This window comes from Paracoccus aerodenitrificans (genome assembly GCF_027913215.1).
In the GTDB taxonomy this organism is placed as follows: Bacteria; Pseudomonadota; Alphaproteobacteria; order Rhodobacterales; family Rhodobacteraceae; genus Paracoccus; species Paracoccus aerodenitrificans.
In genome coordinates, this window is record NZ_CP115784.1 from 18,654 (window position 1) to 44,003 (window position 25,350).

General features: G+C 60.5%; 21 protein-coding genes, 1 tRNA gene and 1 riboswitch. Of the genes, 9 read left to right on the forward strand and 13 right to left on the reverse strand.

Annotated elements, in window-relative coordinates:
- Positions 1-124 precede the first annotated feature (124 nt).
- Together PAE61_RS01300 and PAE61_RS01305 are read left to right on the forward strand one after the other, a co-directional pair.
- Positions 125-2,281 carry a malate synthase G gene (locus PAE61_RS01300; protein WP_271113641.1) on the forward strand — a complete coding sequence of 719 codons (2,157 nt, stop codon included), beginning with the start codon at positions 125-127 and terminating at the stop codon, positions 2,279-2,281.
- Between the two features lie 99 nt (positions 2,282-2,380).
- Entirely contained in the window at positions 2,381-3,292 is a 912-nt protein-coding gene (locus PAE61_RS01305) for a LysR family transcriptional regulator (protein WP_271113642.1), read from the forward strand.
- 10 nt (positions 3,293-3,302) lie between these two features.
- On the opposite strand, the gene PAE61_RS01310 is transcribed toward PAE61_RS01305, so the two are convergent.
- Positions 3,303-4,190, reverse strand: a complete 888-nt coding sequence (locus PAE61_RS01310; protein ID WP_271113643.1) for a DUF6635 family protein — start codon at positions 4,188-4,190, stop codon at positions 3,303-3,305.
- Between the two features lie 227 nt (positions 4,191-4,417).
- Between PAE61_RS01310 and ileS the strand changes: the two genes are divergently transcribed.
- The gene (gene ileS / locus PAE61_RS01315) at positions 4,418-7,345 is read left to right on the forward strand and encodes an isoleucine--tRNA ligase (protein ID WP_271113644.1); all 2,928 of its coding nucleotides are present in this window, start codon (positions 4,418-4,420) and stop codon (positions 7,343-7,345) included.
- 72 nt (positions 7,346-7,417) lie between these two features.
- Here ileS and PAE61_RS01320 read toward each other — a convergent pair whose 3' ends face one another.
- The 4 genes from PAE61_RS01320 to PAE61_RS01335 all read right to left on the reverse strand — a co-directional run bounded on the left by PAE61_RS01320 (position 7,418) and on the right by PAE61_RS01335 (position 12,718).
- Entirely contained in the window at positions 7,418-8,440 is a 1,023-nt protein-coding gene (locus PAE61_RS01320) for a GT-B fold glycosyltransferase domain-containing protein (RefSeq protein ID WP_271113645.1), read from the reverse strand.
- Between the two features lie 337 nt (positions 8,441-8,777).
- Positions 8,778-9,527 carry a siderophore-interacting protein gene (locus tag PAE61_RS01325; protein ID WP_271113646.1) on the reverse strand — a complete coding sequence of 250 codons (750 nt, stop codon included), beginning with the start codon at positions 9,525-9,527 and terminating at the stop codon, positions 8,778-8,780.
- A 185-nt stretch (positions 9,528-9,712) separates the two neighbouring features.
- On the reverse strand, positions 9,713-11,209 hold the full coding sequence (locus PAE61_RS01330) for an alkaline phosphatase (protein WP_271113647.1): 1,497 nt from the start codon (positions 11,207-11,209) through the stop codon (positions 9,713-9,715).
- 252 nt (positions 11,210-11,461) lie between these two features.
- Positions 11,462-12,718 carry an ABC transporter substrate-binding protein gene (locus PAE61_RS01335; protein ID WP_271113648.1) on the reverse strand — a complete coding sequence of 419 codons (1,257 nt, stop codon included), beginning with the start codon at positions 12,716-12,718 and terminating at the stop codon, positions 11,462-11,464.
- Between the two features lie 306 nt (positions 12,719-13,024).
- Here PAE61_RS01335 and PAE61_RS01340 point away from each other — a divergent pair, with 306 nt between their 5' ends.
- Together PAE61_RS01340 and PAE61_RS01345 are read left to right on the forward strand one after the other, a co-directional pair.
- Positions 13,025-13,918 carry a MurR/RpiR family transcriptional regulator gene (locus tag PAE61_RS01340; protein WP_271113649.1) on the forward strand — a complete coding sequence of 298 codons (894 nt, stop codon included), beginning with the start codon at positions 13,025-13,027 and terminating at the stop codon, positions 13,916-13,918.
- Position 13,919: 1 nt separating this feature from the next.
- Complete coding sequence (locus tag PAE61_RS01345) at positions 13,920-14,846, forward strand: N-acetylmuramic acid 6-phosphate etherase (RefSeq protein ID WP_271113650.1); 927 nt, start codon at positions 13,920-13,922, stop codon at positions 14,844-14,846.
- Between the two features lie 118 nt (positions 14,847-14,964).
- On the opposite strand, the gene PAE61_RS01350 is transcribed toward PAE61_RS01345, so the two are convergent.
- A tRNA-Tyr gene (locus tag PAE61_RS01350) sits at positions 14,965-15,048 on the reverse strand.
- A 131-nt stretch (positions 15,049-15,179) separates the two neighbouring features.
- Between PAE61_RS01350 and PAE61_RS01355 the strand changes: the two genes are divergently transcribed.
- The 3 genes from PAE61_RS01355 (at position 15,180) to PAE61_RS01365 (ending at position 17,076) form a co-directional block, all read left to right on the forward strand.
- Positions 15,180-15,980: a TrmH family RNA methyltransferase gene (locus tag PAE61_RS01355; RefSeq protein WP_271113651.1), complete on the forward strand. Its 801-nt coding sequence runs from the start codon at positions 15,180-15,182 to the stop codon at positions 15,978-15,980.
- Between the two features lie 71 nt (positions 15,981-16,051).
- On the forward strand, positions 16,052-16,474 hold the full coding sequence (locus PAE61_RS01360; RefSeq protein WP_271113652.1) for a YHS domain-containing (seleno)protein: 423 nt from the start codon (positions 16,052-16,054) through the stop codon (positions 16,472-16,474).
- A gap of 182 nt (positions 16,475-16,656) precedes the next feature.
- Positions 16,657-17,076 carry a CoA-binding protein gene (locus PAE61_RS01365; RefSeq protein ID WP_271113653.1) on the forward strand — a complete coding sequence of 140 codons (420 nt, stop codon included), beginning with the start codon at positions 16,657-16,659 and terminating at the stop codon, positions 17,074-17,076.
- A 91-nt stretch (positions 17,077-17,167) separates the two neighbouring features.
- Here the strand turns inward: PAE61_RS01365 and PAE61_RS01370 are convergent, their stop codons facing one another.
- The 5 genes from PAE61_RS01370 to PAE61_RS01390 all read right to left on the reverse strand — a co-directional run bounded on the left by PAE61_RS01370 (position 17,168) and on the right by PAE61_RS01390 (position 21,914).
- Positions 17,168-18,694 (reverse strand): tripartite tricarboxylate transporter permease, encoded by a 1,527-nt coding sequence (locus PAE61_RS01370; protein ID WP_271113654.1) that lies wholly within the window; start codon positions 18,692-18,694, stop codon positions 17,168-17,170.
- A 10-nt stretch (positions 18,695-18,704) separates the two neighbouring features.
- Positions 18,705-19,136, reverse strand: coding sequence for a tripartite tricarboxylate transporter TctB family protein (locus tag PAE61_RS01375; protein WP_271113655.1), 432 nt, complete (start codon positions 19,134-19,136; stop codon positions 18,705-18,707).
- Between the two features lie 57 nt (positions 19,137-19,193).
- Positions 19,194-20,174 (reverse strand): Bug family tripartite tricarboxylate transporter substrate binding protein, encoded by a 981-nt coding sequence (locus PAE61_RS01380; protein ID WP_271113656.1) that lies wholly within the window; start codon positions 20,172-20,174, stop codon positions 19,194-19,196.
- Between the two features lie 69 nt (positions 20,175-20,243).
- Positions 20,244-21,299 (reverse strand): AbrB family transcriptional regulator, encoded by a 1,056-nt coding sequence (locus PAE61_RS01385; protein WP_271113657.1) that lies wholly within the window; start codon positions 21,297-21,299, stop codon positions 20,244-20,246.
- A gap of 141 nt (positions 21,300-21,440) precedes the next feature.
- Positions 21,441-21,914, reverse strand: a complete 474-nt coding sequence (locus tag PAE61_RS01390; RefSeq protein WP_271113658.1) for a 6,7-dimethyl-8-ribityllumazine synthase — start codon at positions 21,912-21,914, stop codon at positions 21,441-21,443.
- Positions 21,915-21,983: 69 nt separating this feature from the next.
- Positions 21,984-22,113, reverse strand: a riboswitch (FMN riboswitch).
- A gap of 115 nt (positions 22,114-22,228) precedes the next feature.
- Here PAE61_RS01390 and PAE61_RS01395 point away from each other — a divergent pair.
- Positions 22,229-23,434, forward strand: coding sequence for an MFS transporter (locus PAE61_RS01395; protein ID WP_271113659.1), 1,206 nt, complete (start codon positions 22,229-22,231; stop codon positions 23,432-23,434).
- Positions 23,435-23,573: 139 nt separating this feature from the next.
- Here PAE61_RS01395 and PAE61_RS01400 read toward each other — a convergent pair whose 3' ends face one another.
- Both PAE61_RS01400 and PAE61_RS01405 read right to left on the reverse strand, forming a co-directional pair.
- Positions 23,574-24,545 carry a TRAP transporter substrate-binding protein gene (locus tag PAE61_RS01400; protein ID WP_434803091.1) on the reverse strand — a complete coding sequence of 324 codons (972 nt, stop codon included), beginning with the start codon at positions 24,543-24,545 and terminating at the stop codon, positions 23,574-23,576.
- 75 nt (positions 24,546-24,620) lie between these two features.
- A complete protein-coding gene (locus tag PAE61_RS01405; RefSeq protein ID WP_271113660.1) occupies positions 24,621-25,283 on the reverse strand; it encodes a DsbA family protein in 663 nt (220 codons plus the stop codon).
- Positions 25,284-25,350: the final 67 nt, after the last annotated feature.

Below are 25,350 nucleotides of genomic sequence, written 5' to 3' on the forward strand. Positions count from 1 at the left end.
TGCCGATTCCTTCAGTTCCTGCCACTTGATCTGTTGCAAGGCGCGGTTCGCAGAAAATGCGGGCCGCGCCGCAGATCAAGAGCGCGGGTCGTTTGCCCGCAGACGTAAAGTGAGGATAGCCGTTATGGGACATGTGCAGAAATCCGGCCTTCAGGTTGCTGAGAAACTTGCCGAGTTCACCGAGAGCTTACTTTTGCCGGGTACGGGCATTTCAGCAGACGATTACTGGGCCGGACTTGCTGATCTTGTCGCCCGTTTCGGATCGCGCAATGCAGATGCACTGAAAAAACGCGAGGATCTGCAAGAGGCGCTTGATCGCTGGCATATCGCGCATCGCAGTTCCGAACATGATGCGGCTGAGTATCGCGCATTTCTGGATCAGATCGGCTATCTGGTCGCCGAGGGTCCCGATTTCGTGATCGAGACCGCGAATGTAGACCCCGAAATTGCCAGCGTTTCGGGCCCTCAGCTTGTGGTTCCGGTGATGAATGCGAGGTTTGCGCTGAACGCGGCGAATGCGCGTTGGGGCAGCCTGTATGATGCGCTGTATGGATCCGATGCTCTTGGCAGCCTGCCCGAAGGCAAGGGCTATGACCCTGAGCGCGGCGCAAAAGTGATCGCCTGGGGCAAGGATTTTCTGGATCAGGCGGTTCCGCTTGACGGGATCGGCCATGCCGATGCCACGGCCTATGTGATCCGCGATGGCGCTTTGATCGCTGAGGCGGATGGTACGCAGGCCGGTCTGTCCAACCCGAACGCGTTTGCGGGCTATATCGGCGACGCGGCCAATCCGAAGGGGATCGTGCTGGTCCATAACGGCCTGCATATCATCATCAATATCGACCGTGATCACGCGATCGGCAAATCCGACAAGGCCGGCGTGTCCGATCTGCGTTTGGAATCTGCCCTTTCCGCAATCATGGATTGCGAGGATTCCGTCGCGGCGGTCGATGCCAATGACAAGGTTCTGGCCTATGGTAACTGGCTTGGCCTGATGAAGGGCACGCTTGAGGAGAGCTTTGAAAAAGGCGGCAAGCCGATGACCCGCCGTCTGGCCGGGGATATTGCCTATACGACGCCGGACGGTCAGCCTGCCTCGCTGAAAGGCCGGGCGCTGATGTTCGTGCGCAATGTCGGCCATCTGATGACCAACCCGGCCATTCTGACCGAGAACGGCTCGGAAATCCCGGAAGGGATCATGGATGCGCTGTATACCGTCACGGCGGCCCTGCATGATCTGAACGGCAAGCAGATGAACTCTGCGCATTCGGTCTATGTGGTGAAGCCGAAAATGCACGGCCCCGATGAGGTCGCTCTGGCGGATGAAATCTTCGGCGCGGTCGAGGATATTCTCGGCCTGCCGCGCTATACGGTGAAGCTGGGTATCATGGATGAAGAGCGTCGTACCTCGGCCAATCTCAAGGAATGCATCCGTGCCGCGCGGCATCGGGTTGCCTTCGTGAATACCGGCTTCCTCGACCGCACGGGGGACGAAATTCACACCTCGATGGAAGCGGGCGTCATGAAGCGCAAGGCTCAGATGAAGGATGAGCCCTGGCTGTCCGCCTATGAGGACCGCAATGTCGATATCGCGCTCGCCTGCGGTTTTCAGAGCAAAGGCCAGATCGGCAAGGGGATGTGGGCCATGCCCGACCGGATGGAGGCGATGCTGGAAGCCAAGATCGGCCATCCGAAATCCGGCGCGAATTGCGCGTGGGTCCCGTCGCCGACCGCGGCCACGCTGCATGCGACGCATTACCATCAGGTCAATGTTCGTGAACGTCAGGACGAGATCCTGAAACAGATCCCGCGCAGTTCGCTGGATAAGCTGCTGGAAATTCCGCTTGCCCCGTCGAATTTCTATTCCGAGGAAGATATCGACGCTGAGATCCTGAACAATGCGCAGGGTATTCTCGGCTATGTCGTGCGGTGGGTCGATCAGGGTGTCGGCTGCTCGAAAGTGCCGGATATCAACGATGTCGGCCAGATGGAGGACCGCGCGACCTGCCGGATCAGCTCTCAGATGCTGGCGAACTGGCTGCATCATGGCGTGGTGAGCGAAGAACGCGTGATGGAGGCGATGAAGAATGCCGCTGCCATCGTGGACCGCCAGAATCAGGGTGATCCGGATTATCTGCCGATGGGTGACGGTTCGGATTCGCTGGCGTTTCAGGCGGCATGCGATCTTGTTTTCAAGGGGCGAGAGCAGCCCTCGGGCTATACCGAGCCGCTGCTTCACGAATATCGCCTGAAATTCAAGGACAAGCACAACGTCGCCTGAGCGTCGGAACCGCAACAGGAAACGCCGTGCCGCATCTGGCGCGGCGTTTTTCTTTGTGCGAAAAACAACTATCTGTTTCAAAATTTATCGAAGAAACCTATGGCCTATCTCGACAATATCCGCACCTTCGTTCGTGTTTACGATCTTGGCTCCATGTCTGCCGCCGCACGGGATTTGCGGATTTCGGCGGCCGTGGCGTCGTCGCGGATCTCTCAGCTTGAGGAACATCTGGGCGTCAGGCTGTTCCAGCGAACCACGCGCATGCTGAACCCGACCGAGCAGGGGCAGATCTTCTATCCCGGCGCGGTGCGTATCCTTGAGGCGGTGGACGAGGCCGAGGCGGAAATCAGCGATGTGACGGAAAACCCGCGCGGCACATTGTATATCGCGGCACCTCTGGGCGTCGGTCAGCGCCTGATTGCGCCTGCCGTGCCAATGTTCCGCGAGAAATATCCCGAGATCAAGATAAGGCTGCGCCTTTCTGACCGGAAGCTGGATATCACCGCCGAGGGTCTGGACGCGGCGTTCATCATTGGCCAGCCAGAGGATTCCTCGCTGCGCATCCGCAAGATCGCGGATTGCCCGCGCATTCTGTGCGCCTCGCCCGATTATCTGGCCCGTCGCGGGCATCCCAGAACCAGCGCCGAGCTGGTGGGGGACAAGCACGACTGCCTGAATCTCCGTTTCCCCGGTGCCCCAGAGTTTCAATGGCCGCTTCAGAGCGCCGACGGCATCAAGCGCATCCCCGTTGTCGGGCCTCTGGAATGCGATCACGGAGAGGTGCTGACCGGATGGGCTCTGGCAGGGATGGGGATCGCGCTGAAGCCGGTCTTTGAGGTGGTCGATCATCTCAAGGCGCGGCGTCTGGTTAACGTTTTGCCGAAAGAGCCGCCTTTGCCGGTGCAGATGGCATGCCTGTATACGCATCGCAGGCGGCAGGACCCAAAAACGCGGCTGTTTATCGACTTTATCGTCGATCATATCCAGAAAGCCCTGCGCGAATCGGCCTGAGCCGGGCCGGTCAGCTTTTCCAGCTTCGCAATGCGCTGAGCACCGCATCCGACAGATCGCCCATCCGCGCCAGAAGATGTTCTCTTTGCAGGCCGCTGCCGCCTTTTTCGCTTGCAGGGTCGTCCAGCCGGTTGATCAGCCGCATCAGACGGCGGCGATGGATCCCGGTCGCCCATTGGACCGGATCGGCGATCAGCCCCGCGAATGTCGTGATCAATGAGGCGATCAGCGCCAGAACGATGCCGGTCGCGATGACTTCCCAGGGCGAAAGCTCGACCGGGAAGGCCCAGTACCAGGCCCGGCCCATCCGCTCTCCTAGCCAGAAATTATCCACGGCAGAGCCATACGCCCTCATCTCGGCCAGCGGTCCTGTCAGAGAAATCACGCCGGGCGTCGCGCGGCTGAACAGAACCAGTCCGGCGACCAGAACGATCAGGGATGTCGTGATTTCCGCGACGGCGTTGCGCAGTTCAGCATAGGCCGAGATCTCACGCCGGATGGTGTCCTGCGAGGCGGCGGGGCCTAGGCCCTTTTCCTTAAGCTGACGGAAAAACACCAGCAGATCGGCCTCGATACGCTGCGCGACATCGGAGGTCAGGAAGATCTGACGCGCGGCCAGCCATGCTCCGGCACGTTTCGCGCCAAGCAGCGACAGAAGCGAGGCGATCAGCCGGATGATCAGGAAAAGCGGCGACAACGCGACATTCAGCGGCGCCCGCAAGATATCCCAGCCAAGGGCCGCGCGATGCAGCGCAATGGTTTCCCGGATACCGTAACGTGCGCGGACGAAGCGACGGATCTCTGCCTCTCTGGCGCGGATCAGCCCGGTTTCGTCCCGCCCGCTGATGACCGGACGCGAGGGGAGAGCGGCGCTTTGGCTTTTTCCGGCGTCGTTCATGCTGCACTTTGCTGTTCGGGCGGCTTTCCCTTGCAGATAGGGTGATTGCCGGGTCAGACAAGGGCCGCGGAAGGCAGTCTCGGCTTGCGGGTGCCGTCTGTGGTTTTTATATAGCTTCCAAGATGTTCAGAACGGGCCGGATCATACGAATTATCCGCCCGGTGGCGTAGGGGTTCCGCGCCGCCGGGATTTTGTGTGCCTGTTCTAAACCCGAAGGATTCCCGCCGATGAGCGATACCCCCGACTACCGCGACACCGTTTTCCTGCCTCAGACCGATTTCCCGATGCGTGCCGGCCTGCCGCAACGCGAACCCGAATGGCTGGAGCGTTGGGCGCGGCTGAATATCTATGACACGCTGCGGGGCCGGAGTGAGGGGCGCAAGCCCTTCATCCTGCATGACGGCCCTCCTTACGCGAACGGAAATCTGCATATCGGCCACGCGCTGAACAAGGTGCTGAAGGATTTCATCACCCGCTCGCAGCAGATGATGGGTCGTGATGCGCGTTACGTGCCGGGTTGGGATTGCCACGGCCTGCCGATCGAATGGAAGATCGAGGAACAGTATCGCCAGAAGGGCATGGACAAGGACGCCGTGGACACGGTCGAGTTCCGGCAGGAATGCCGCAATTTCGCCGATCACTGGATCGATGTGCAGCGTGAAGAGTTCAAGCGGCTCGGTGTGACCGGGAAATGGGACGATCCTTATCTGACGATGAATTACCACGCCGAGGCGGTGATCGCGGCGGAGTTCATGAAGCTGCTGATGAATGGCTCGCTTTATCAGGGGTCGAAGCCGGTGATGTGGTCTCCGGTGGAAAAGACCGCTCTGGCCGAGGCGGAGGTCGAGTATCACGACCATACCAGCCATACGATCTGGGTGCGGTTCCCGGTGCTGACGTCGCAGGGTATTTTCGTGAAAGAGAAAGACGCCAGCGTCGTGATCTGGACCACGACGCCCTGGACGATCCCGCAGAACCGCGCCGTCGCGTTCAACCCCGAGATCGGCTATGGGCTTTATCGCGTGGGCGAGGTGGCGGAGAATGCGACCGCGCAGCCCGGTGAGTTGCTGGTGCTGGCCGATGCTCTGGCCGAAAGCGTGCTGCAGGCGGCGAAGGTGGAAAGCCATGAGCGGGTCGGTGATGTGACGAGCGGGGATCTGGAAGGGCTGATGCTTGCCCATCCGCTCCGGGGCGTTGAGAATGCGCAGGGTGAATGGGATTACGATGTCCCGATGCTGCCCGGTGATCATGTGACCGACGAGGCCGGGACGGGTTTCGTCCATACTGCGCCAAGCCACGGTGACGATGACTATCAGCTTGGTCTGAAATTCGGCCTTCCGATGACCTATAACGTCGAGCCGGATGGCAGCTATCGCGCCGATCTCCCGATCTTCGGGGGTGAAGCGATCATACAGCCCGATGGCAAGGACGGTCCGGCCAATGTCAGCGTGATCAAGAATCTCGCATGGGCGGGAAAGCTGCTGGCCAAGGGGAAGATCAAGCACAGCTATCCGCATAGCTGGCGGTCGAAAGCGCCTCTGATCTATCGCAATACCGCGCAGTGGTTTGCGGCCATCGACAAGCCCCTGGATGACGGCATGGGCGAATATGGCGACACGATCCGCCAGCGCGCGCTGACCAGCATCGACGATCTGGTCAAATGGACGCCGCGGACGGGGCGGAACCGGATTCATTCGATGGTCGAGAACCGGCCCGACTGGGTGCTGTCGCGGCAGCGGGCTTGGGGTGTGCCGCTGACCTGTTTCGTGCGCAAGGGCGTGAAGCCTGACGCGGAGGGTTTCCTGCTGCGCGATGAGCGCGTGAATACCCGTATCGCCGAGGCGTTTGAGAAGGACGGCGCGGATGCGTGGTATCAGCCGGGCTTCAAGGAACAGGTGCTGGACGGTATCGTAAACCCCGACGAATACGATCAGGTCATGGATGTGCTGGATGTCTGGTTCGATTCAGGCTCGACCCATGCTTTCGTGATCCGCGACCGAGAGGATGGCGCGGCGGACGGGATTGCCGATCTTTATCTGGAAGGCACCGATCAGCATCGCGGCTGGTTCCAGTCCTCGTTGTTACAGGCGAGCGCCACCAGGGGACGTGCGCCTTATCGTGGCGTGCTGACGCATGGATTCACGCTGGATGAGAAGGGCATGAAAATGTCCAAATCTCTGGGCAACACCATCGTGCCGGCCGAGGTCATCAAGCAATATGGCGCGGATATCCTGCGGCTCTGGGTGGCTCAGGTGGATTACACCGCCGACAGCCGCATCGGGCCGGAGATCCTGAAAGGCACCGCCGACAGCTATCGCCGCCTGCGCAATACGCTGCGCTTTATGCTGGGAAATCTCGCTGGATTCAGCGATGCCGAACGCGTCGATCCCGGCCAGATGCCGGAACTGGAGCAATGGGTGCTGCACCGGCTTGCGCAACTGGATCATAGGGTCCGGCAGGGTTACGATGCCTATGATTTCCAGGGCGTATTCCAGGCGCTGTTCCAGTTTGCGACGGTGGATCTGTCGTCCTTCTATTTCGACATCAGGAAGGATGCGCTGTACTGCGATGCGCCGGACAGTTTGCGTCGGCGCTCGGCGCGGACGGTGCTGGACCTGCTGTTCCACCGGCTTGTGACCTGGCTGGCCCCGATCCTGCCCTTCACGATGGAGGATGTCTGGCTGTCCCGTTTCCCGTCAGAGGATGACAGCGTGCATTTGCATGACTTCCCCCAGACGCCTGCCGATTGGCTGAATGAGCCTCTGGCCGTGAAATGGGATGGCATGCGCCGCGCCCGCCGCGTGGTCACGGCGGCGCTTGAGCTGAAGCGGACCGACAAGACCATCGGCGCCAGCCTTGAGGCCGCGCCTGTCGTCCATGTGCGCGACGATGAGATTCTGGCAGCGCTGAAATCGGTCAGTTTCGAGGATATCTGCATCACCTCGGATCTTTATCTCACCGCAGATCCGGTTCCGGACGAAGCGTTCCGCATGCCGGATATTCCGGGTATCGGCGTGGTCTTCGAACGCGCCGAGGGCGAAAAATGCCAGCGTTGCTGGAAGATCCTGCCCGATGTCGGCAGCCATGATCATCCGGGCGTCTGCGCCAGATGTGATGCGGCGCTTGCCGGTGCAGGTGTGGAAATCCCCGCATGAATATCAAAGGACGCCGCGCGAAATGCGGCGTCCTGTAAGCTTGGAGCGGGATTGGTAGGGTAGGCGGCAGCCTCAGGACCGCCACCATCCCGCGCGTTTGATCTTCTGCCGAAGGATCTGTTCCTTTTTGGGAAGATGCGCCCGGTCGAAAAGAGGTCTCAGATCATTTCGACCGTGACGCTCAAAGATAAGCTGCCGTGCGGGTGACCAGTTCTGCAGCAGCTTCGCGACATCCGGGGCCTCTGCCGCCCGTTCAAGCGCATCGACACATTCGTCGCTTTCCCGTGCATATAGCAGCGGCAGCTTCCTCCAGTGGCACGCCACCTCACCATCAAGTGCGGCTGCCTCTGGCCCGGGCCGTCCGCCGCCAAGGCTGTGGATCACCAGCGGCAGGGTGATCTGATCCAGCCAGGGATCGAGAACCTGCGCGGCAAGAGCCTCACCGGGATCGTCACAGATCGCCCGTGCCCATTTCAGAAAGCGTTTCCCGAATTCTGCCGGGTCGGAACCATAGAACCAGCCGGCGTTGAAATAGAGATAACGCTCCCAATGCTCGTCAGGCTGGGACAGTTCCAGAGAACTGTCGAACTCCAGCCCGAACCGCTCGTAAAGCGAGCGCCAGATCTCGGTGAAGCCGGGTCCGTAAAGCGGTGGCTTCGGCCATGTCCCCTCGCGCCGCATCGAGGCAGAGGGGCGGCTGAAATCCAGTGCAATCTGATCCAGCGGGCCGGTGATCAGCGTGTCGGTATCGAAGAAGATGAAGTTCTCATTCTCGGGCATGACCGCCAGAGCTTCGATCTTGTTGCCATAGGGATAGGCTGCGCCGAAATGCCTGGCGGTGAATGGGGTGATTTCGGCACCACGCGCCAGCAGGACTTCGCGTGCGGCATCAGACAGACCCGTATTCTGCTTAGCCCAGGCTTCTTCCGGGCGCGGTTCCGCAACGATCAGGCGACCGTGCCATCCCGGCGCATTCGCCCGCAGCGATTCGGTAAATAGCGCGGCCTCATATTCCAGACGGCCCGCCTGCGCGACGATCAGGATGTTGAAAGGCGATAACTCAGTGGCAGGGGCGGGGTCCGATGCATCGGGCATGGCTGTGCCTGCGCGAGATTCGATGGGAAGGGGGAAGACACACGGCGGCTGGGTCCGCTGTTTGACGGGTACGGGTTTTTCCGGTTTGGCTGTTGTCTTCGACTTCTGCTTTTGACGGGCTGCCTCTTTCTCGGCCCGCGCTGCGGCATTTGCCTCTCTCCTGGCGCGATTGGCGGCGTTTTTTGCCCGGCGAGCGACTTTTTCCGATTCGGAAAGATCCGGCTTTTTTTTCGGATTTTCGGTCATATTGCCCAACCGAGGAAGATCATGTCGATCATAAATATCATTAATTAACTAATATACCGCATGCAGGGTTAGTTGCAATTTCAGCCTTCTTTTAATCTTCGATTGATTTAATCGAACTGTCGGGTTGGCCTGCGATCCAGTAGCCTGCGGCTTTCATCCATGCCTTGTCGTGGCCCTTTTCAAGAAACCATTGACGGATGGTCTTTGCGACCCTTGCTTCTGTGGCGATCCAGATGAAACACTGATCCGGAATCGTCAGATCCTTCAGCGCCTCAATGAAAGGCGCTTCATCGGCGGCCTGCGAATCCGGGCGGTGAAGCCAGTGTGAATCGACCTGTGTCGCGCCGGTGAATTGCTGTTCGTCTTCGGCTCCGGGGACGGCGACGACTGTTGTGATCCGGGTTGAGGCCGGTGTCTCTTCGACCTTGCGGGCAATGGCGGGCAGGGCGGTTTCGTCGCCGATCAGCAACCAATGGGCGATCGGGCCTTCAATGACCGCCGAGCCGCGTGGTCCTCCGATCTGAAGGATATCCCCCGGCTTCGCGCTGCGTGCCCAATCCGCCGCCGGTCCGCCGGGATGATCGAAGAAGTCGAGAACCAGCCGGTTATTCGCGGCGTCGAAACTGCGCGGCGTATATTCGCGGCGCTGCGGGTCATCCTCATTGCCGGGCAGGGTGATCTTGACGTGATCGTCGAAACCATCGCTGACGAAACCGCTCAGCTCTTCTCCGGTCAGGGTAATGCGGATCATGCGCGGTGTCAGTTTCTCGGCTGATGCGACGGTCAGTTCCCTGCGCACAAGCTCATGCCGGATGCGATTTACGGTTGGTCGTTCTGTCATTGTCATTCCTTTCACCGCGCCGGGCCTGCTGCCAGCGATGTCACCCGCGCTGAGAGACTAGGGCTTACGAGGCAGAGCTGCAATGAACCCTCACTGAAACCCGGGAAATCGCCCGAAAGGATCGCAGGAATGAGAAGGGACGGGACCATATATGGCCCCGTCCCGGTTTTGCGTTAATGCCACGCTTATTCAGCGGAGATGGCTTTGTTCATGACGTGGAAGATCACGTTCTGCTCGATCACGCCGCGGAACAGATGTGCCCAGGGGCCGGTAGCCATCACGGCGACATCCTCGCCGGAATGGGTCTCATCGGTTCCCGGAATCAGCGCCTGCTGAAGGTAATCGACATTGGTCGCTTCTTCCTCGGTCAGGTCGGGACGCGAGCCGGTATAATCGTTCTCACCCTCTTCCTGATGCAGGACCGAGCCGGGGCCGTTCAGATAGCCGGCGACGGTGTAAGGCTTTCCGTCGAGACCCATATTCGGCTCTTCAGTGTGCTCGTTGCCGTTATCGTCGATCTGGTAGCAAAGGCCGGTGACCGGCGAGCCGATACCGCAATAGCCGTTGAAAGCGATGGAATGTTCGTGATCAGCGGTGACGACGATCAGCGTTTCTTCCGGGTTCACCATCTCGACAGCCTTCTGGATGGCCTCGGCGAAGGCGGCACCGTCCTGCACGGCACGCGACAGGTTGCCGGCATGGTTGCCGTGATCGACGCGGCCTGCCTCGACCTGAAGATAGAAGCCGTCTTCGTTATTCGACAGGTTGTTGATGGCCATCTCGGTCATCTCGGCCAGCGAGGGCTCGTCGGTGCGGTCGGCCTCATATTCCATGTGGCTGGCTTCGAAGAGACCCAGTACCGGCTGCGCAGGATCGGCAGCAGCAGCGGTCTCGGCGTTCCAGACATATTGCCAGCCTTTGCCCTCGACCTCTTCGATCAGGTTGCGGTCGTCGGTGCGACGGCCTTCATCGCCTTCATCATCGGTGATGCCGTTCGGCAGGAAGTGGCGGCGGCCACCGCCCATTGCGAAATCGACGGTTCCCGCGTCAATGGCATCGACCAGCTGAGCGGCGATGTCCTTTTGGGCGCAGTTCTCGGGAAGCAGCGTATTGTCTTCCCAGTCGCGATTGGCGGTCTTTGCATAGACAGCGGCCGGAGTGGCGTGGGTGATGCGGGCGGTCGAGACGATACCGACGGACTTGCCCATATCCGAGACGATCTCGGAGAAGGTGGTCAGCCCGGCGCTCGCAGCCGAATCGCAGCTATTATATTCACCGGCATCCGAGATATTGATGATGCCGTTACGCGACTTGATGCCGGTATTCATGGCACTGGCGGTCGGAGCCGAGTCAGGCGTCTGCCCGTTGGTCGTATAGGTTTTCACCAGAGCCAGGTTCGGGAATGTTTCCTGCGGAAGGACGTGATCCTCGCCGTTGCCGCCAGCCTGCTGGCCGACCCAGAGGCGGGTTGCATAGTTGGTGCCGATGCCATTGCCATCGGCAATGAACAGGATGACGTTCTTGGCGCGGTTGGTATTGGGCTGAACAGCGGCCAGTTCCTCAAGACGCGCCTGCGCGTCCGTGAACCACTGGTCGTCCTGTTGAGCGATTTCGACCTGAGCAAGCGCACTTGTAGCAAGGAAGGCGCCGACAGAGGTCGCGGCAGCGATGCGAAGTAACATGATAATCTCCGGTTGGTCCCCACCGCGTCATGTCATCGCAAAGTAAAGGTTAATTGATGGTTTTATGCCAATATTGTGACACCGCCGTCAGCCCTATCACGACAGCAAATCAGCCCCGCCATTTGTGCTTTGCCGATGGGTAACGTGATAAGCAGTGCATTCCGGCGGTAAATTGGCGCATTATCATTTTTTGCTGGCGGTGGCATTATTGCCCCCTCCCGCGAAGGGAGGGGACCGTTTGTCGCAGTCGGATCAGTTGGGCGCTTGCGGCGCGTACCAGCTTTCAAGCCCCTGCTGAAGCTTTGCGGTGATCTCTTCCGGCGTTGCGGTGCCCTTGATGGCAGAGACCGCACCGCCCCAGGCTTCGTTTTCCAGATTCGGCGTGCCGCGTGACAGGATCTGGAAGAAGGAACGGATGGTTGATTCGCAGTCCTGACGCCATGACAGGAACTCTGCCGCCAGCGGGTCCTGTACTTCCAGCGGGTGTTTCGACAGCGAATAGAAGCCCGGCAGCGCGTTGGAATAGAGATTTGCGAATTCCTCGGTCCCCAGCCATTCAAGGAAGATGCGGGCTTCTTCCGGGTGCTGCGCCGCGGCGTTCATGCCCATGCCGATATCGGTGTGATCCGAGATATAGCAGGTATCGCCCTCATTCTCGACAGGGGGGCGGAAGGCACCAAGTTCGAAATCCGCCTGCTGGTTAAAGCCCGAGATTTCCCAGCTTCCGGCGGGGAAAATCGCAGCGCGGCCCAATGTGAACAGGTTCTGGCTGTCCGGGTAGGTCTGCGATTCATAGCCGTCCCCCAGATAATCGCCCCAACGCGACAACGCCCGGAACGCCTTGACCCAGCCTTCATCGGTCAGCTTCCCCTCACCGCTGATCAGAGCCTGACGACCCTCTTCGCCCTTCCAGTAGGTCGGACCGATATTCTGTAGCCCCATTGTCGAGCTTTCCCACTGATCCGCCGTTCCAAGCGCCAGAGGGATATAGTTGCCGTCTTCCTTGATGGTTTCCAGCAGGGCGAAAAACTCTTCCTCTGTTTCGGGTTCTTCCAGCCCGAGCTCGTCGAAGATATCCTTATTGTAGATAAAGCCATGAATCGCCGCGGCCATCGGAACGCAGAATGTCTTTGAGCCGTCATCGGTGGACCATGCCGCAAGCGCACGGTCAGGGAAATCGGACAGCGCCTCCATCCCGGTCAGATCGGCAAGCTTGCCCTTCTCGAACAGCGACAGGGAAGCGTCGAACGGACGGCACGCGATCAGATCCCCTGCCGTGCCGCCATCCAGTTTGGAATTCAGCGCGGCATTGTATTTTGTCGGTGCGGTCGGGTCGAATTTGACCTTGATCCCGGGATGTGCGGCCTCGAAGGCCGGGATGATCTGCTGCTGCCAGATCACCATATCGTCGTTGCGCCAGCTTTCGATGGTCAGTGTGACATCATCAGCCAGAACCGGGCCTGCCAGCAGGGACGAGGTCAGCAGGATGGCGGTAATATTTCGGGGCATGTTCGTCTTTCCTCCGTAAGATCCTTGTGGTCCGGGTCTCTGCCGCCCTTGGCCGGTCAGGCAGGCATGTACACTGCTGACGGGAGGGTGAGGCGGAGAATCCAGTCGCAGGAATGAAAATAATTTTTGTATTGATAAACATCAAGTGAAAATATATTTACAAACATGAAGATGATGAACTGCCCATCACGGCAATGCAGGGGGTTACGGCAGTGCTGTTCCGCTTGCGCTGCATGACAGGCGCTGATGTGGTCGAACGGGAATCCGCGCCCGCATTGGCGCGGATAAACGTGGAGGCAAGGCAAGATGACGGATGATCTCTCGAAAACTGCCGGCACCAGCCTGACGATGCGGCTGGACGCCTGCATGACATCATTATCCAGATCCGAGCAGGCGATCGGTCGCATCATTCTGGACGCGCCTTTACGGGTCGCGAATATGACCATCTCGGAACTGGCGCGATCCGCCGGCACCTCCGAAGCGACCGTGACTCGGTTCTGCCGCCGCCTCGGTCTGCCCGGGTATGCACAGCTTCGCCTGCAACTTGCCGCGCAGGCGGATCACAGCCGCAGCGATTTTCGTCCGGGGCTGTCCCTGACCGACGATATCGGCGCCGAGGATACGCTTGCCGATATCGTCCAGAAAACCGCCTTCTCTGATATCCGCGCCGCGGAAGAAACCGTCGCACAGCTTGACCTGTCGCAGCTTGAACAGTTGGTAGACGCGATCCGCGCGGCCAAACGCGTGGTGGTTTTCGGCGTCGGAGCGCTTGGCCCGGTCGTGCAGGACATTACCCAGAAACTGTTCCGCATCGATGTGCATGTTTCCGGCTGGAACGATATCCACAACGCCCTCTCGGCGGTATCGATGTTGGAAAAGGGGGATGTGGTTCTGGTCCTGACCCATTCCGGGCGCACCGTCGAAGGTATCGAACTTCTGTCCAAAGCAGGCGAGCGCAAAGCCCATCGTGCTGTGGTGACCAGCAATCCGCTGTCCGATTCCGCCCTTCTGGCGGACACCGTCCTGATCTCGGCTGCACGCGAGACCTTGTTCCGCAATGGCGGCATGGCCTCGCGCATGGCGCAGCAGATCATTCTCGATTGTCTTTTCGTCGCTCTGGCACATCGCCAGTTCGACCGCGTCAGCGAACTGTTTGCTGAAGCGCATGATGCCGTACGTCAACACCGCAAGGAAAACTGATATGAAGACCACTGACAATTCCGTCCTGAGCGATAACGGGACCGAAGGCCGGAACCCCCGCAGCTTCGAGATCGACCGGATGTCGCCTCTGGGCGTGCTGGAACTGATCAATGATGAAGATGCCGGCGTCGCGGCAGTTGTCAGAACGGCTCTCCCGGTCCTTTCCGAGGCCGTTGATGAGGCCGAAAAGCGCTTCCGCCGGGGCGGCAATGTGCATTATTTCGGGGCAGGGACTTCCGGTCGCTTCGGCGTGCTGGATTCAGCCGAAATCCCGCCGACTTTCGGTATTCCGGGACACCGCTTCACAGCCCATCTGGCGGGTGGCGAGGATGCCATGATCCATGCGGTCGAAGCCGCCGAGGATGACGAACAGGAAGGACAGGCCGCCGCAGCCGCTCTGGGACCCGACGATATCGCAATCGGCATCACTGCCAGCGGATCGACGCCTTATGTGGGAGCTGCGCTGCGCACGGCCAGATCCTCGGGGGCGATGACGCTGTTGCTGTCCTCGAATGAGGATACGTCGTTCCGTGCTTTCTCGGATTTTGTCGCGGTGCTGGATACCGGGAATGAGGTGCTCAGCGGTTCGACCCGCATGAAGGCGGCGACGGCACAGAAAATGGCGCTGACTGCTTTCTCGACCACGCTGATGGTCAGGCTGGGGCGGACCTATTCGAATCTGATGGTAGATGTGGTGCCGTTCAATGCCAAGCTGCGGCGCCGGTCCCTGGCCATCCTGCGCCATGCCGCGGATCTGGATGAGAGCACAGCGGCGGAAATCATGAAAAAGGCCGACGGAGAGCTGAAACTTGCGATCGTCATGGGGATCGCCAAGACAGATGCGCCGACAGCGCGCACGGCGCTTCAGCAGGCTGGCGGCGTTGCGTACCGTGCTATCGGGTCGCTGCTGACGGAAAAATCTGCGTGATTGCCTTGAGGGAGGGCAGGCATTGGCGGTGCCTGCTTTCCTTTGCCCAGGACGCCCCTCAAAGCGAATGCCAGTGGTCGGGCAGTTGCCCTGACATGACGTTCAGTTTTGGAGAAAATGGTGGGCGACCCTGGAATCGAACCAGGCATGGGTCTCCCCGGCGGAGTTACAGTCCGCTGCCGCACCTTGCAGCACGTCGCCCGCCGAGCCTTCGGCGTGGGGGGTGGAATAAGCGTGGTGGCGCGGGGCGTCAAGCAGGAATTACTGTCTGTTTGCATGATGCTTGCCAGCAGGGGGCGGGATGGCGCAGAAGGGCGGGAAAAGGGGAACCGCATGGCAGAACGGAAAAACCGCAAACCTGACTGGGTGATTGCGAAGGAACGCGCGAAGAAGGCCTCGGCTGCGGAAACGATCTGGTTATTCGGGCTTCACGCCGTCCGTGATGCGCTTGCCAATCCCGCACGAGAGAAGCTGCGTCTGGTGGTGACGCAAAACGCGCTCGACCGGCTTGGCGATGTCTTCGGGATGGAGCCTGAGATCACCGATGCCCGCGTTTTCGACCGTGTGGTCGGACTGCCCCCGGACAGCGTGCATCAGGGCTGTGCGCTTGAGGTCAGGCCGCTGTCATGGGGCAGCCTTGACGAGATCGCCGTGACGGGCGCGGGGCGGCCCATCATCGTTGCGCTCGACCGGGTGACGGACCCGCATAATGTGGGCGCGATCCTGCGCTCGGCCGAGGTGTTCGGTGCCCGCGCTGTCATCGCTCCTGCTCGCCACACCGCGCCCGAGACAGGGGCGCTTGCCAAAACCGCCTCTGGTGCGCTTGAGCGGCAGCCCTATCTGCGGATCGGCAATCTTGCCGACGCGCTGATTCAGCTCAAGGATGTCGGCTATGTGGTGATCGGCCTCGCCGGAGAGGCCGACAGCCCGCTTGAGGACGTGCTGGAACAGGCTGATAACAGGCCCGTCTGCATTGTTCTTGGGGCTGAAGGTCCGGGGCTGAGGGAAAAGACCCGGGAGACATGCGATTATCTTGCGCAGATCGCTTTTGCGGGCCAGTTCGGCTCGCTGAACGTGTCGAATGCGGCGGCTATTTCGCTTTATGCCACCGCACGACGCTTCACATCAGGTTGAGAGAGAGGGCCGAATCATGGACATGGCACGGCGTCGCTGCCATGTCATATCTGAACCTGTAGCGGCGAATGATGATCTTGACTCCCCTGAAAGCCACAGCGACGGCCCTTATTCTTTGCCTGCCCCTTGGGGCGATGGCTCAGGAATGGGCGTTGGGAGGTTATGATCCCGTCGCCTATGTGACCGATGAAAGCGCGGTTCCCGGGCGCGGGGATATCGTGACAAGCTGGCGCGGCAAGGTATACCACTTCGCGTCCGAGACCCACCGCAGCCTGTTCGAGGCAAATCCCCGGGCATATGTGCCCGGATTTAACGGTTTATGCGTGGTCGCGATCAGCGAAGGACGTACCGAACCGGGGGATCCTCGCGAATTCGTGATAATCGGCAAAAGGGTATATCTCGCCGGTTCAGCGGAACGGAAGCAGCGCCTGCTGGAAAATCCGCGCGAAATACTGATGAAGGCGAAGGGGATGTGGCTGAAACTTCGTCCTTGACGCCTCTGTGATCACGAAAGCGCGACAGCTCTTGGAAATCGCGAATCGCACCCCATATTGGGTATACGGGCGCGTTGCCACGGAACGGCCGCGCTCAGATCACTGTCCCTCGTTCCGCGACTTGCGCCCGGCCATACGGTCCGGGCGCTTTTTCTATGAGAGGGGTCAGAAGGAGGATTTACATGGCTGACACAGAGATTATTCGCCGCATCAAAGACGAAACCAGGACGATTGCCGTGGTCGGGCTTTCGCCGAAAAAGGATCGTCCAAGCTGGGGTGTGGCCCGTTTTTTGCAGAATCAGGGCTATCGGATCATTCCGGTGAATCCCGAACATGCCGGGCAGGAGATCCTCGGCCAGACAGTCTATGCCGATCTCAGCGCGATTCCCGCCGATGCAAAGGTCGATATGGTGGATATTTTCCGCCGCCCAGACGCTGTTGCGGCCATCGTGTCCGAAGCGATTGCGACGCTGCCGGATCTCAAATTCATCTGGATGCAGCTTGGTGTCACCAATGCCGAAGCCGCCGCAGAGGCGGAATCCGCCGGAAAGATCGTCGTGCAGGACAGATGCCCGAAGATAGAGTTTCCCCGCCTGTCCTGATAGTCCGGGGACGCGGATCGCTGTCTGATACAGTCTGATCCGCGCCAGCGGGGCGGTTGTCCCGCTTTGCCCGGTTTTTGGTGATCCCGCCTCAGTCCTCGGTCGGATCGGTTCCTGCGGTGCCGCTGCGGCGGGCTGCGACACGGCTCATGATGCTGGGCAGGAACAATGCCGCTGCGGCCAGAACATACAGGAAGATCGCTTTGCCGGATGCGATCAGGATCGACCAGTCCCCGCCCGAGACTGACAGTGCACGGCGCAGATTGTTTTCGAACAGCGCACCAAGCACCACGCCCAGAATGACCGGAGCAAGCGAGAAGTCGAATTTCCGCAGCAGCCATCCCAGAACGCCGAAGCCAATGACCAGATACAGGTCGAACGCGTTGCCGACGACAGAATACACCCCGACAAAGGACAGAAGCGCGATCAGCGGGATCAGATAGCTTTGCGGTAGCGTCAGGATGCGGGCGAACAGACCGACCAGAGGCAGGTTGATGATCAGCAGCGCCACATTGCCGACATACATCGAGGCAATCAGACCCCATGCGATTTCCGGCCTTTGCTGGAACATCAGCGGGCCGGGCTGGATGTTGAACATCAGCAGAGCACCCAGAAGGATCGCCGTCGTCCCTGAACCGGGAATCCCAAGCGTCAGCATCGGCACCATCGCGCCACCTGCGCTTGCGTTATTCGCTGCTTCGGGTGCGACCAGCCCTTTCGGGTTGCCGGTGCCGAATGTAGCGCCCTCACGTCCCGCAATCCGCTTCTCGGTGCCATAGGTCACTGCCGAGGCCACCGAAGCGCCGGTGCCGGGCAGAACCCCGATGATGAAGCCGATCAGCGACGAACGCAGCATCGCCCATTTCGTCAGCATCAGATCTTTCCAGGTCACGAAGCTTTTCCCGACCGGAAGGATTTCCAGCTTGCCGGTCATCTGCGCCTCGATCAGATGCAGAAGCTCTCCGATCCCGAACAGGCCGATCACGATGATCAGAAAGTCGATCCCTGCAAGAATGTCGTGAACGCCGAAAACATAGCGCTCCACCCCGGTATTGGCGTCGATCCCGATCGTGGCGATCATCAGGCCCAGAACCGCGCCGATCAGCGTCTTGACCGCGTTGCGACCGACCAGAGATGCCAGTGCCGAAAACGCAAAGACCATCAGCGCCACATATTCCGCCGGGCCGAAAGTCACGCCGAACCGCGAGAGGGCCGGGGCGAACAGGGTCAGTAGGATCACCGCGATGGTGCCGCCGACAAAGGAGGCAACGGCAGAAAGGGCCAGAGCGCGGCCAGCCTCACCCTTCTTGGCCATCGGGTTGCCGTCCAGCGTGGTCATGATCGCACCGGCATCGCCCGGCACGTTCAGCAGGATCGAACTGATCCGCCCGCCATATTCCGCGCCATAATAGATCCCGGCCAGCAGGATCAGCGCCGATTCCGGCGGCAGTTGCAGCGAATAGGCAATCGGTAGCAGGATCGCCACGCCGTTGATCGGGCCAAGACCAGGCAGCGCACCGATAAGTGTGCCTGCGAAACAGCCAAACAGAACAAGCGCAAGGTTCAGCGGGTCAAAGACGACCCCGAAGCCCTGCATCAAAGAGTTGATCGCTTCCATGCGGGCCCCCTCAGAAAGAAATAAGTCCTGCCGGAACCTGAAGGTCCAGCACATGTTCGAACAGCACCCATCCGCCGATTCCCGCGATTGCCGCGAAGATGGCCGAGCCGCGCAGGGATGCGCCGCAATACCATGCCATCAGCCCGCCGAAGATCAGGGTGGACAGCAGATAGCCAAGCGGCTCGAACGCCATCGCATAGACAATCAGCCCGGCAAGACAGACCGCCAGCTTGCGCAGGCTGCTTGCATCGCCCCAATCCGGGTCGGGGTCCGGTTTCATAATGACGATGATGGCGCAGATGCCCAGAACGAACGACAGCAGTTTCGGCCAGCTTTCCGGGCCAAGCGGATCGTACTGGAAGGGCGCCTTTATCGTAAACGCAATCGCACCATAAAAAATAGCTAGCGCTAACAGTGCCAGTCCAAGGACTCTGTCCGCCATCGCAGTCTCCAATATTGTTGGTGAAGCGGCCCGGTTATGCTCCGGGCCGCCTGTTGCTTATTCCTGAATAAGGCCGAATTCCTGTGCCAGGCCTTGCAGGCGCTCGGTCCGCTCAAGCACCGAACTGTGGAATTCCTCACCCGCCATATTCAGCGGGAACAGGCCACGCTCTGCCTGAAGTTCGGCGAATTCCGGGGTCTCATAGGCCGCTTCGAACATCTCGACATAGGCATTATAGTCTTCGTCCGAGACATCCTTGCCCATATAGAAGCCGCGCAGGATCGGCCATTCGATCTCCCATCCCTGCTCGGTCACAGTGGGGATTTCGGCGAAAGGCGCGGGCAGGCGTTCAGCGGACATGATGCCCAGAATGCGCATCGTGCCGGCCTCAAGATGCGGCACCATCTCGGCCACGTCGCCGGTATAGATCTGGATCGAGCCACCCAGCAGACCGGCGATGGATTCCCCGCCGCCATCGAAGGCGACATAGCGCATCGCGCGGGGATCGGCACCTGCCGCCTGAACCAGCAGAGCGGCCTTCATCCAGTCCTGCGACCCGACAGAGCCACCCGCTCCGGTCACAACGCTGCCCGGATCGGCGGCGAAAGCGTCCATTACATCCTGAAGTGTCTCGAATTCGCTGTCGGCTTTCACGATGACCGCGCCGTAATCGGTCCCGGCGGCAGCCACCCAGCGAACATCCTCCTGCGTGAACTCCCCGTATTTCCCGGTGGCGATGTTCAGCAGAGAGCCCGTCGAAAAGGCGACAATCGCATTCGGGTCGTCGGTGCGCGTGGTGTTGAACTGGTTGAACGCCACCGCGCCGATCCCGCCGGGCAGGAAGGTGACCTGCATCGGAGTCGGCAATTGCGATTCAAGCGCCTCCGCTGCAATGCGGCATGTCAGATCGAAACCGCCGCCCGGTTGGGCGGGTGCCACGCATTCCGGACGCTCGGGCGCGGCGGCGGCTGCACCTGCCATCAGGGCAAGAGCGGATGCCGCTCCGAAACAGGCGCGACGAAACGTGCTGATTTTCATCATAATCTCCTCCGTATCGGGAATTCTGCCCGATTTGCTTAAACAGAATTGCTTGGAAAGCAAGTTAATTCAAGAGTTTGTTGTCCCCTTGTCCTTGCTGCGCTGCCGCAGAACGACCGGCATGATCGCCGCGATCACCATAATTCTTGTGACGTGATGTGCCGCGACAAGCGCCGGGTTGATCCCCAGTGTCAGGGCGACGACACCAAGCTCTGGCGCCCCTCCGGGATAATAAGCAATCAGCAGCGGCGCGACATCCTGGCCGGTCAGATGTGCATAGCCCCATGCCGCTGCAAATGCCAGAAATGCCAGGATCAGCGAGGCCGATGCCGCCAGCCAGGTATCGTGCACGATCTCACGCGGCTTGTACCCGGCAAAGCGCAGACCGATATTCGCGCCGATCACAAGCTGCGCGAAGATCGAGAAAGGCAGCGGGACCTGCGCCTCGACCAGACCCGTGGCGTGCAGCCCCGCCGAGAGCAGCAGCGGAAACAGCAGCCCTGCCGAGGGCATTGCGAAACGTTTCCCCAGAAGATAGCCACCCGCCGCACAGGCCGCCAGGATCGCCAGATCCGCCGGGCTGCCCCAGCGAATATCTCCCATCATGTCCTGGGTGATCGTGCCCAGATCGTAATCCGCCACCCATCCCAGCATGATCGGCGCCATCAGCAGCAGCACGATGATCCGCGCCGTATGCGCCATTGCGATGCGTCGCGTATCGGCTCCGTAATCTTCGGCCAGAGCCGTCACCACGGACAACCCGCCGGGAACCGAGGCAAGAAACGCCGTCGACCAGTCCATCGTCGACCACCGGCGCTGCACAAGGAAGGGGATCGCGAAAAATGCGACGGACAGCGCCAGCATGAACAGAATGCTCGGGATCCAGCTTACCAGATGGCTCAGCGCTTCCTCGTCGAACCCCGCGCCAAGCATGATGCCGACGATTGCAATGGCGGCGTTGCGCATTGGTGCGGGCAGTTTCATGGGGATTTTCATCTGTGCCGCCACAGCGGTCGCCGCGCAGCTTCCCAGCACCCAGGGCAGAGGGATCGTCAGCCATGTAAATAACACACCGCCGCCAAATCCGATCAGCAATGTCGTCAGAATCAGGCGGGCAGTTGTCACGAGCGGCGATCCGTTTCGGAGGCAGAAGAAATGAGTTCAGAACAACCCTTTCTGCGCCTCAGGATCCGAAACGGCAAGCCCGTGCAAGACGGTGCGCATCGAAAGTCCAGTTTTGTCTGCCCTTTTCTCCTCGCGGAGTGCTCAGGCCGCCGATCTGGGCGCGGTGACAGGCCTGATCGCTTCATGCGCTGAGACGATGCCGACCGCCGCATCCGCAGCCTCGCGGCCCTTGCGGATGAAATGTTCGCGGAAAAATCCGATATGCTCGGCGATCGGCTGGAAGTGATGCGGGGTCAGCGATACGGACAGAACCGGCACCCCGGTCTTCAGCCCGGCTTCCATCAGCCCGCTGACAACCGCCTGAGCGACGAAATCATGGCGATAGATACCGCCATCGACCACCAGAGCCGCTGCGGCAATCGCCGCATATTCCCCGGTTTCCGCCAGTTTCTGCGCCAGCAGCGGCATCTCGAATGCGCCGGGAACGTCGAAGATTTCGACGTCGTGCTGCCCACCCAGCTCATCAAGCCGCTGCCGGAACCCGTTCAGCGCCTGATCGACGATCTCTGCGTGCCATCCGGCCTTGATGAAGGCAAATTTGAGGGATTTTGTCATCGCGTCTGGTCCTTTCACATCAACAGGATCTCAGAACACACAGGTCTCCCGGCCATTTCTGACCGTTCCTCCCATTCTCTTTCATCCGGACTATAACCGTCGGCCCCGGAATTTCACCGGTGTCTGCTGACCCTTCCGAAAAAGGCGCTCGCGGGCTTTCACCGCCGGTGGGGAGTTTCGCCCCGCCCTGAGAATGCGCAAGAATTACCGGATGCGCTCGGCATAGTCAAAATCTATGTCGCTGCGCAGGATAACGCAGCGCCGGGCTTGACGCGGCATGCTGCCGGGCCGAAGAGTTCCCCCGAGAGGTCCCCATGACACACGCCGCACCCACCACATCAGATACGCCTGAGCGCACCGCCTGGCTGATCCTTTCCGGGATCAGCCTGTGCCATCTGATCAACGATGTGATGCAATCCCTGCTTGCGGCGAATTATCCGCTGTTCAAGGCAGAGTTCGGGCTGGATTTCTGGCAGATCGGCCTGCTGACCTTCGCCTTCACCGGCACCGCATCGCTGCTTCAGCCCGCGATCGGCGCGCTGACCGACCGGCGGCCTATGCCGATGTCACTGCCGCTCGGGATGAGCTCGACCTTGCTCGGTCTTGTCGCCATCTCGCAGGCGGGCAGCTATGCGGTGATGTTCCTCGGGGCGATGCTGATCGGAGTCGGCTCGGCGGTATTTCACCCCGAATCCAGCCGGGTGGCGCGGCTGGCCTCGGGCGGGCGCTACGGCACCGCGCAGTCCTTCTTTCAGGTCGGAGGAAATGTCGGCACCGCTCTCGGCCCGCTTCTGGGTGCGTTTATCGTCGTGCCGAACGGTCGCGGCTCGATCCTGTGGTTTACCCTGCTTGCGGCATTGGGCATTGCCATCCTGACAAGGGTCAGCGCGTGGTATGCCGCCTATATGCGCGACACGACCCGCCGCCGCCGTCCGGCGATGCAGCATGGCCTGTCGGCGGGACGGGTGCGTATGGCGATTATCGTGCTGGCGCTGCTGACCCTGACGAAAAGTATCTATACAGCCTCGTTCACCAGCTATTACACCTTCTACGCCATAGAAAAATTCGGCCTGACCGAGCAGCAATCGCAGCTCATGTTGTTCCTTTTCCTCGGAGCGATGGCGCTTGGGGTGATGCTCGGTGGCCCGCTCGGAGACCGGTTCCGCCCCCTGACCGTGATCTGGATCTCGATCCTCGGCGTATTGCCGTTTTCGCTGCTGCTGCCGCATGTCGGGCTGGCCGCAACCGGGGTGCTGACCGTCGTGATCGGCATCGTCATCGCGTCGGCCTTCCCCGCCATCGTGGTCTTCGCGCAAGAACTCGTCCCGGGCCGCGTCGGGCTGATCGCCGGAGTGTTCTTCGGCTTCACCTTCGGCATGGGCGGGATCGCCGCCGCGATTCTTGGCGTGATCGCCGATGCGCGGGGGGTCGAGTATATTTACGGCATCTGTGCCTGGCTGCCGCTGATGGGGCTGCTGACCATATTCCTGCCGCGCGGCGCTATCGCGTCAGCGCAATAGGTTTCGACCGTTTCGTCCGGGGACAGGTCGGTACGCCCGATTCCGGCTGGTGGATCGGATATTTGGGCCAGGATGAAATCCACTGTGTCACACTGGCCCAAATATCCCGGGGTCCGGGGCAGAGCCCCGGCTTGGGCGGTTATTGCGTGGCGATGATGCTGTCCATCAGCTCTTTGCCGAATTCTGCCTCATATTCGGTGTAAACATCGGCCAGCCCGTCCTGAAACGCCTGTTTCTGCTCGGCATCGAGGATATTCACCTCCATGCCGCGCTCGCGCAGCGTTGCGACACCCTCGGCTTCGACATTGTCGACATAATCCCGCATCGCCGCGACCGCCGCATCCGCTGCGGTATCGAATGCCGCTTTCTGGTCATCGTCCAGCCCGTCCCAAAGCTGCTGCGACACCAGAATGATCGCCGGCGAATAGACATGTCCGTCCAGAGAGGCATATTTCTGGACCTCATCCAGATTGGCCGAGACGATCACCGAAAGCGGGTTTTCCTGCCCGTCAATCGCGCCTTGCTGCAGGGCCGGGATCACTTCCGGCCAGGCCATCGGGGTCGGAGCCGCGCCAAGCGCCTCGAAGGCCTTCAGATGGACCGGGTTTTCCATCGTCCTGATCTTGAGTCCCGCAAGATCCTCGGGCGTTGAGATAGGGCCGCGACTATTGGTGATATGGCGGAAACCCTGTTCGCCCCAGGCAAGCGCATGCAGCCCGACATCGTCGAACTTCGCCAGCATCTGATCGCCGATTTCGCCGTCAAGCACGGTTCTTGCATGGTCCAGATCGCGCAGCAGGAAGGGAATGTCGAAGACGCCCACTTCCGGCACGAAATTGGACAGCGTGCCCGAGCTTGCGATGGTGGCGTCGATCGTGCCGATCTGCATCCCCTCGATCACCTCGCGCTCACCGCCGAGACCCGAATTCGGGAACTGCCTGACGGTGAAGGCGTCGCCGAGTTCCTGCGTCAGCGTTTCCTCGAAGGCCATCGCGCCTGCGCCGTAATGGCTGTTTTCGGACAGCGCATAGCCGAGCCGGATTTCGGCTGCCTGCCCCATTGCCGTCGATCCCGCAAGCACTGCCGCTGTGAGGGTGAATTCTCTGATCATCTCTGCTCCTCCGATATGCTGCGACAGATTGGGCGGGGCAGGCGGGCGCGTCAAGCGGGCGCTTTTGGCAGGCGGTTACAGAAGGTCCTCGCGTGCATCCGCCACCAGCTTGCGCAGATCGTCCAGCCCCAGCCTGCCGAACACGGCCTCATGCCCGGCGATGAAGGTCGGCGTCCCGGTCAGGGCCATCGTATCGGCCAGATCCATCGTCTCATAGATCTGGTCGAGGATCGCCCGCTTTTCCATATCCGCTCGCAGCCTGTCAGTATCCAGTCCGACATTACGGGCCGCCCGCATCACTGTCGCCTCCTCGGCCCGCGCATTCATCTGCATCAGTGCTTCGTGGAACTGCCAGTATTTCTGCTGCTGAAGCGAGGCCAGAGAGGCTTTCGCGGCGAAGAAAGAGCCATCGCCGAAGACCGGCCATTCCCGGAACACCACGCGCAGTTGCGGGTCTTCTCCGATCAGCCGCTGCACGTCGCGCATATTCGCGCGGCAGAACTGGCAATTATAGTCGAAGAATTCGGTCAGGGTGATATTGCCCTCGGGATTACCCAGAACCGGAAGGGCGGGGTTGCGCTCGATCACGCGGCGCAGCTCTTCCGGCATGGGGTTCGGATGCGGCTGCTGTGCCTGCAACGTGCCCGGCCGGGCAAAGGCGATGCCGGAAGCCGCGATGGCGGACAGGATTATCCTTCTCCGGTTCGGCGTCTGCCCGGAATAGGCGTGGTCGGTCATGTCTCTCTCCGTCATTGTCCCGTGCAGGGTGAACGATGTGGCGGGCTGCGGCAACATCGCAGAGGAA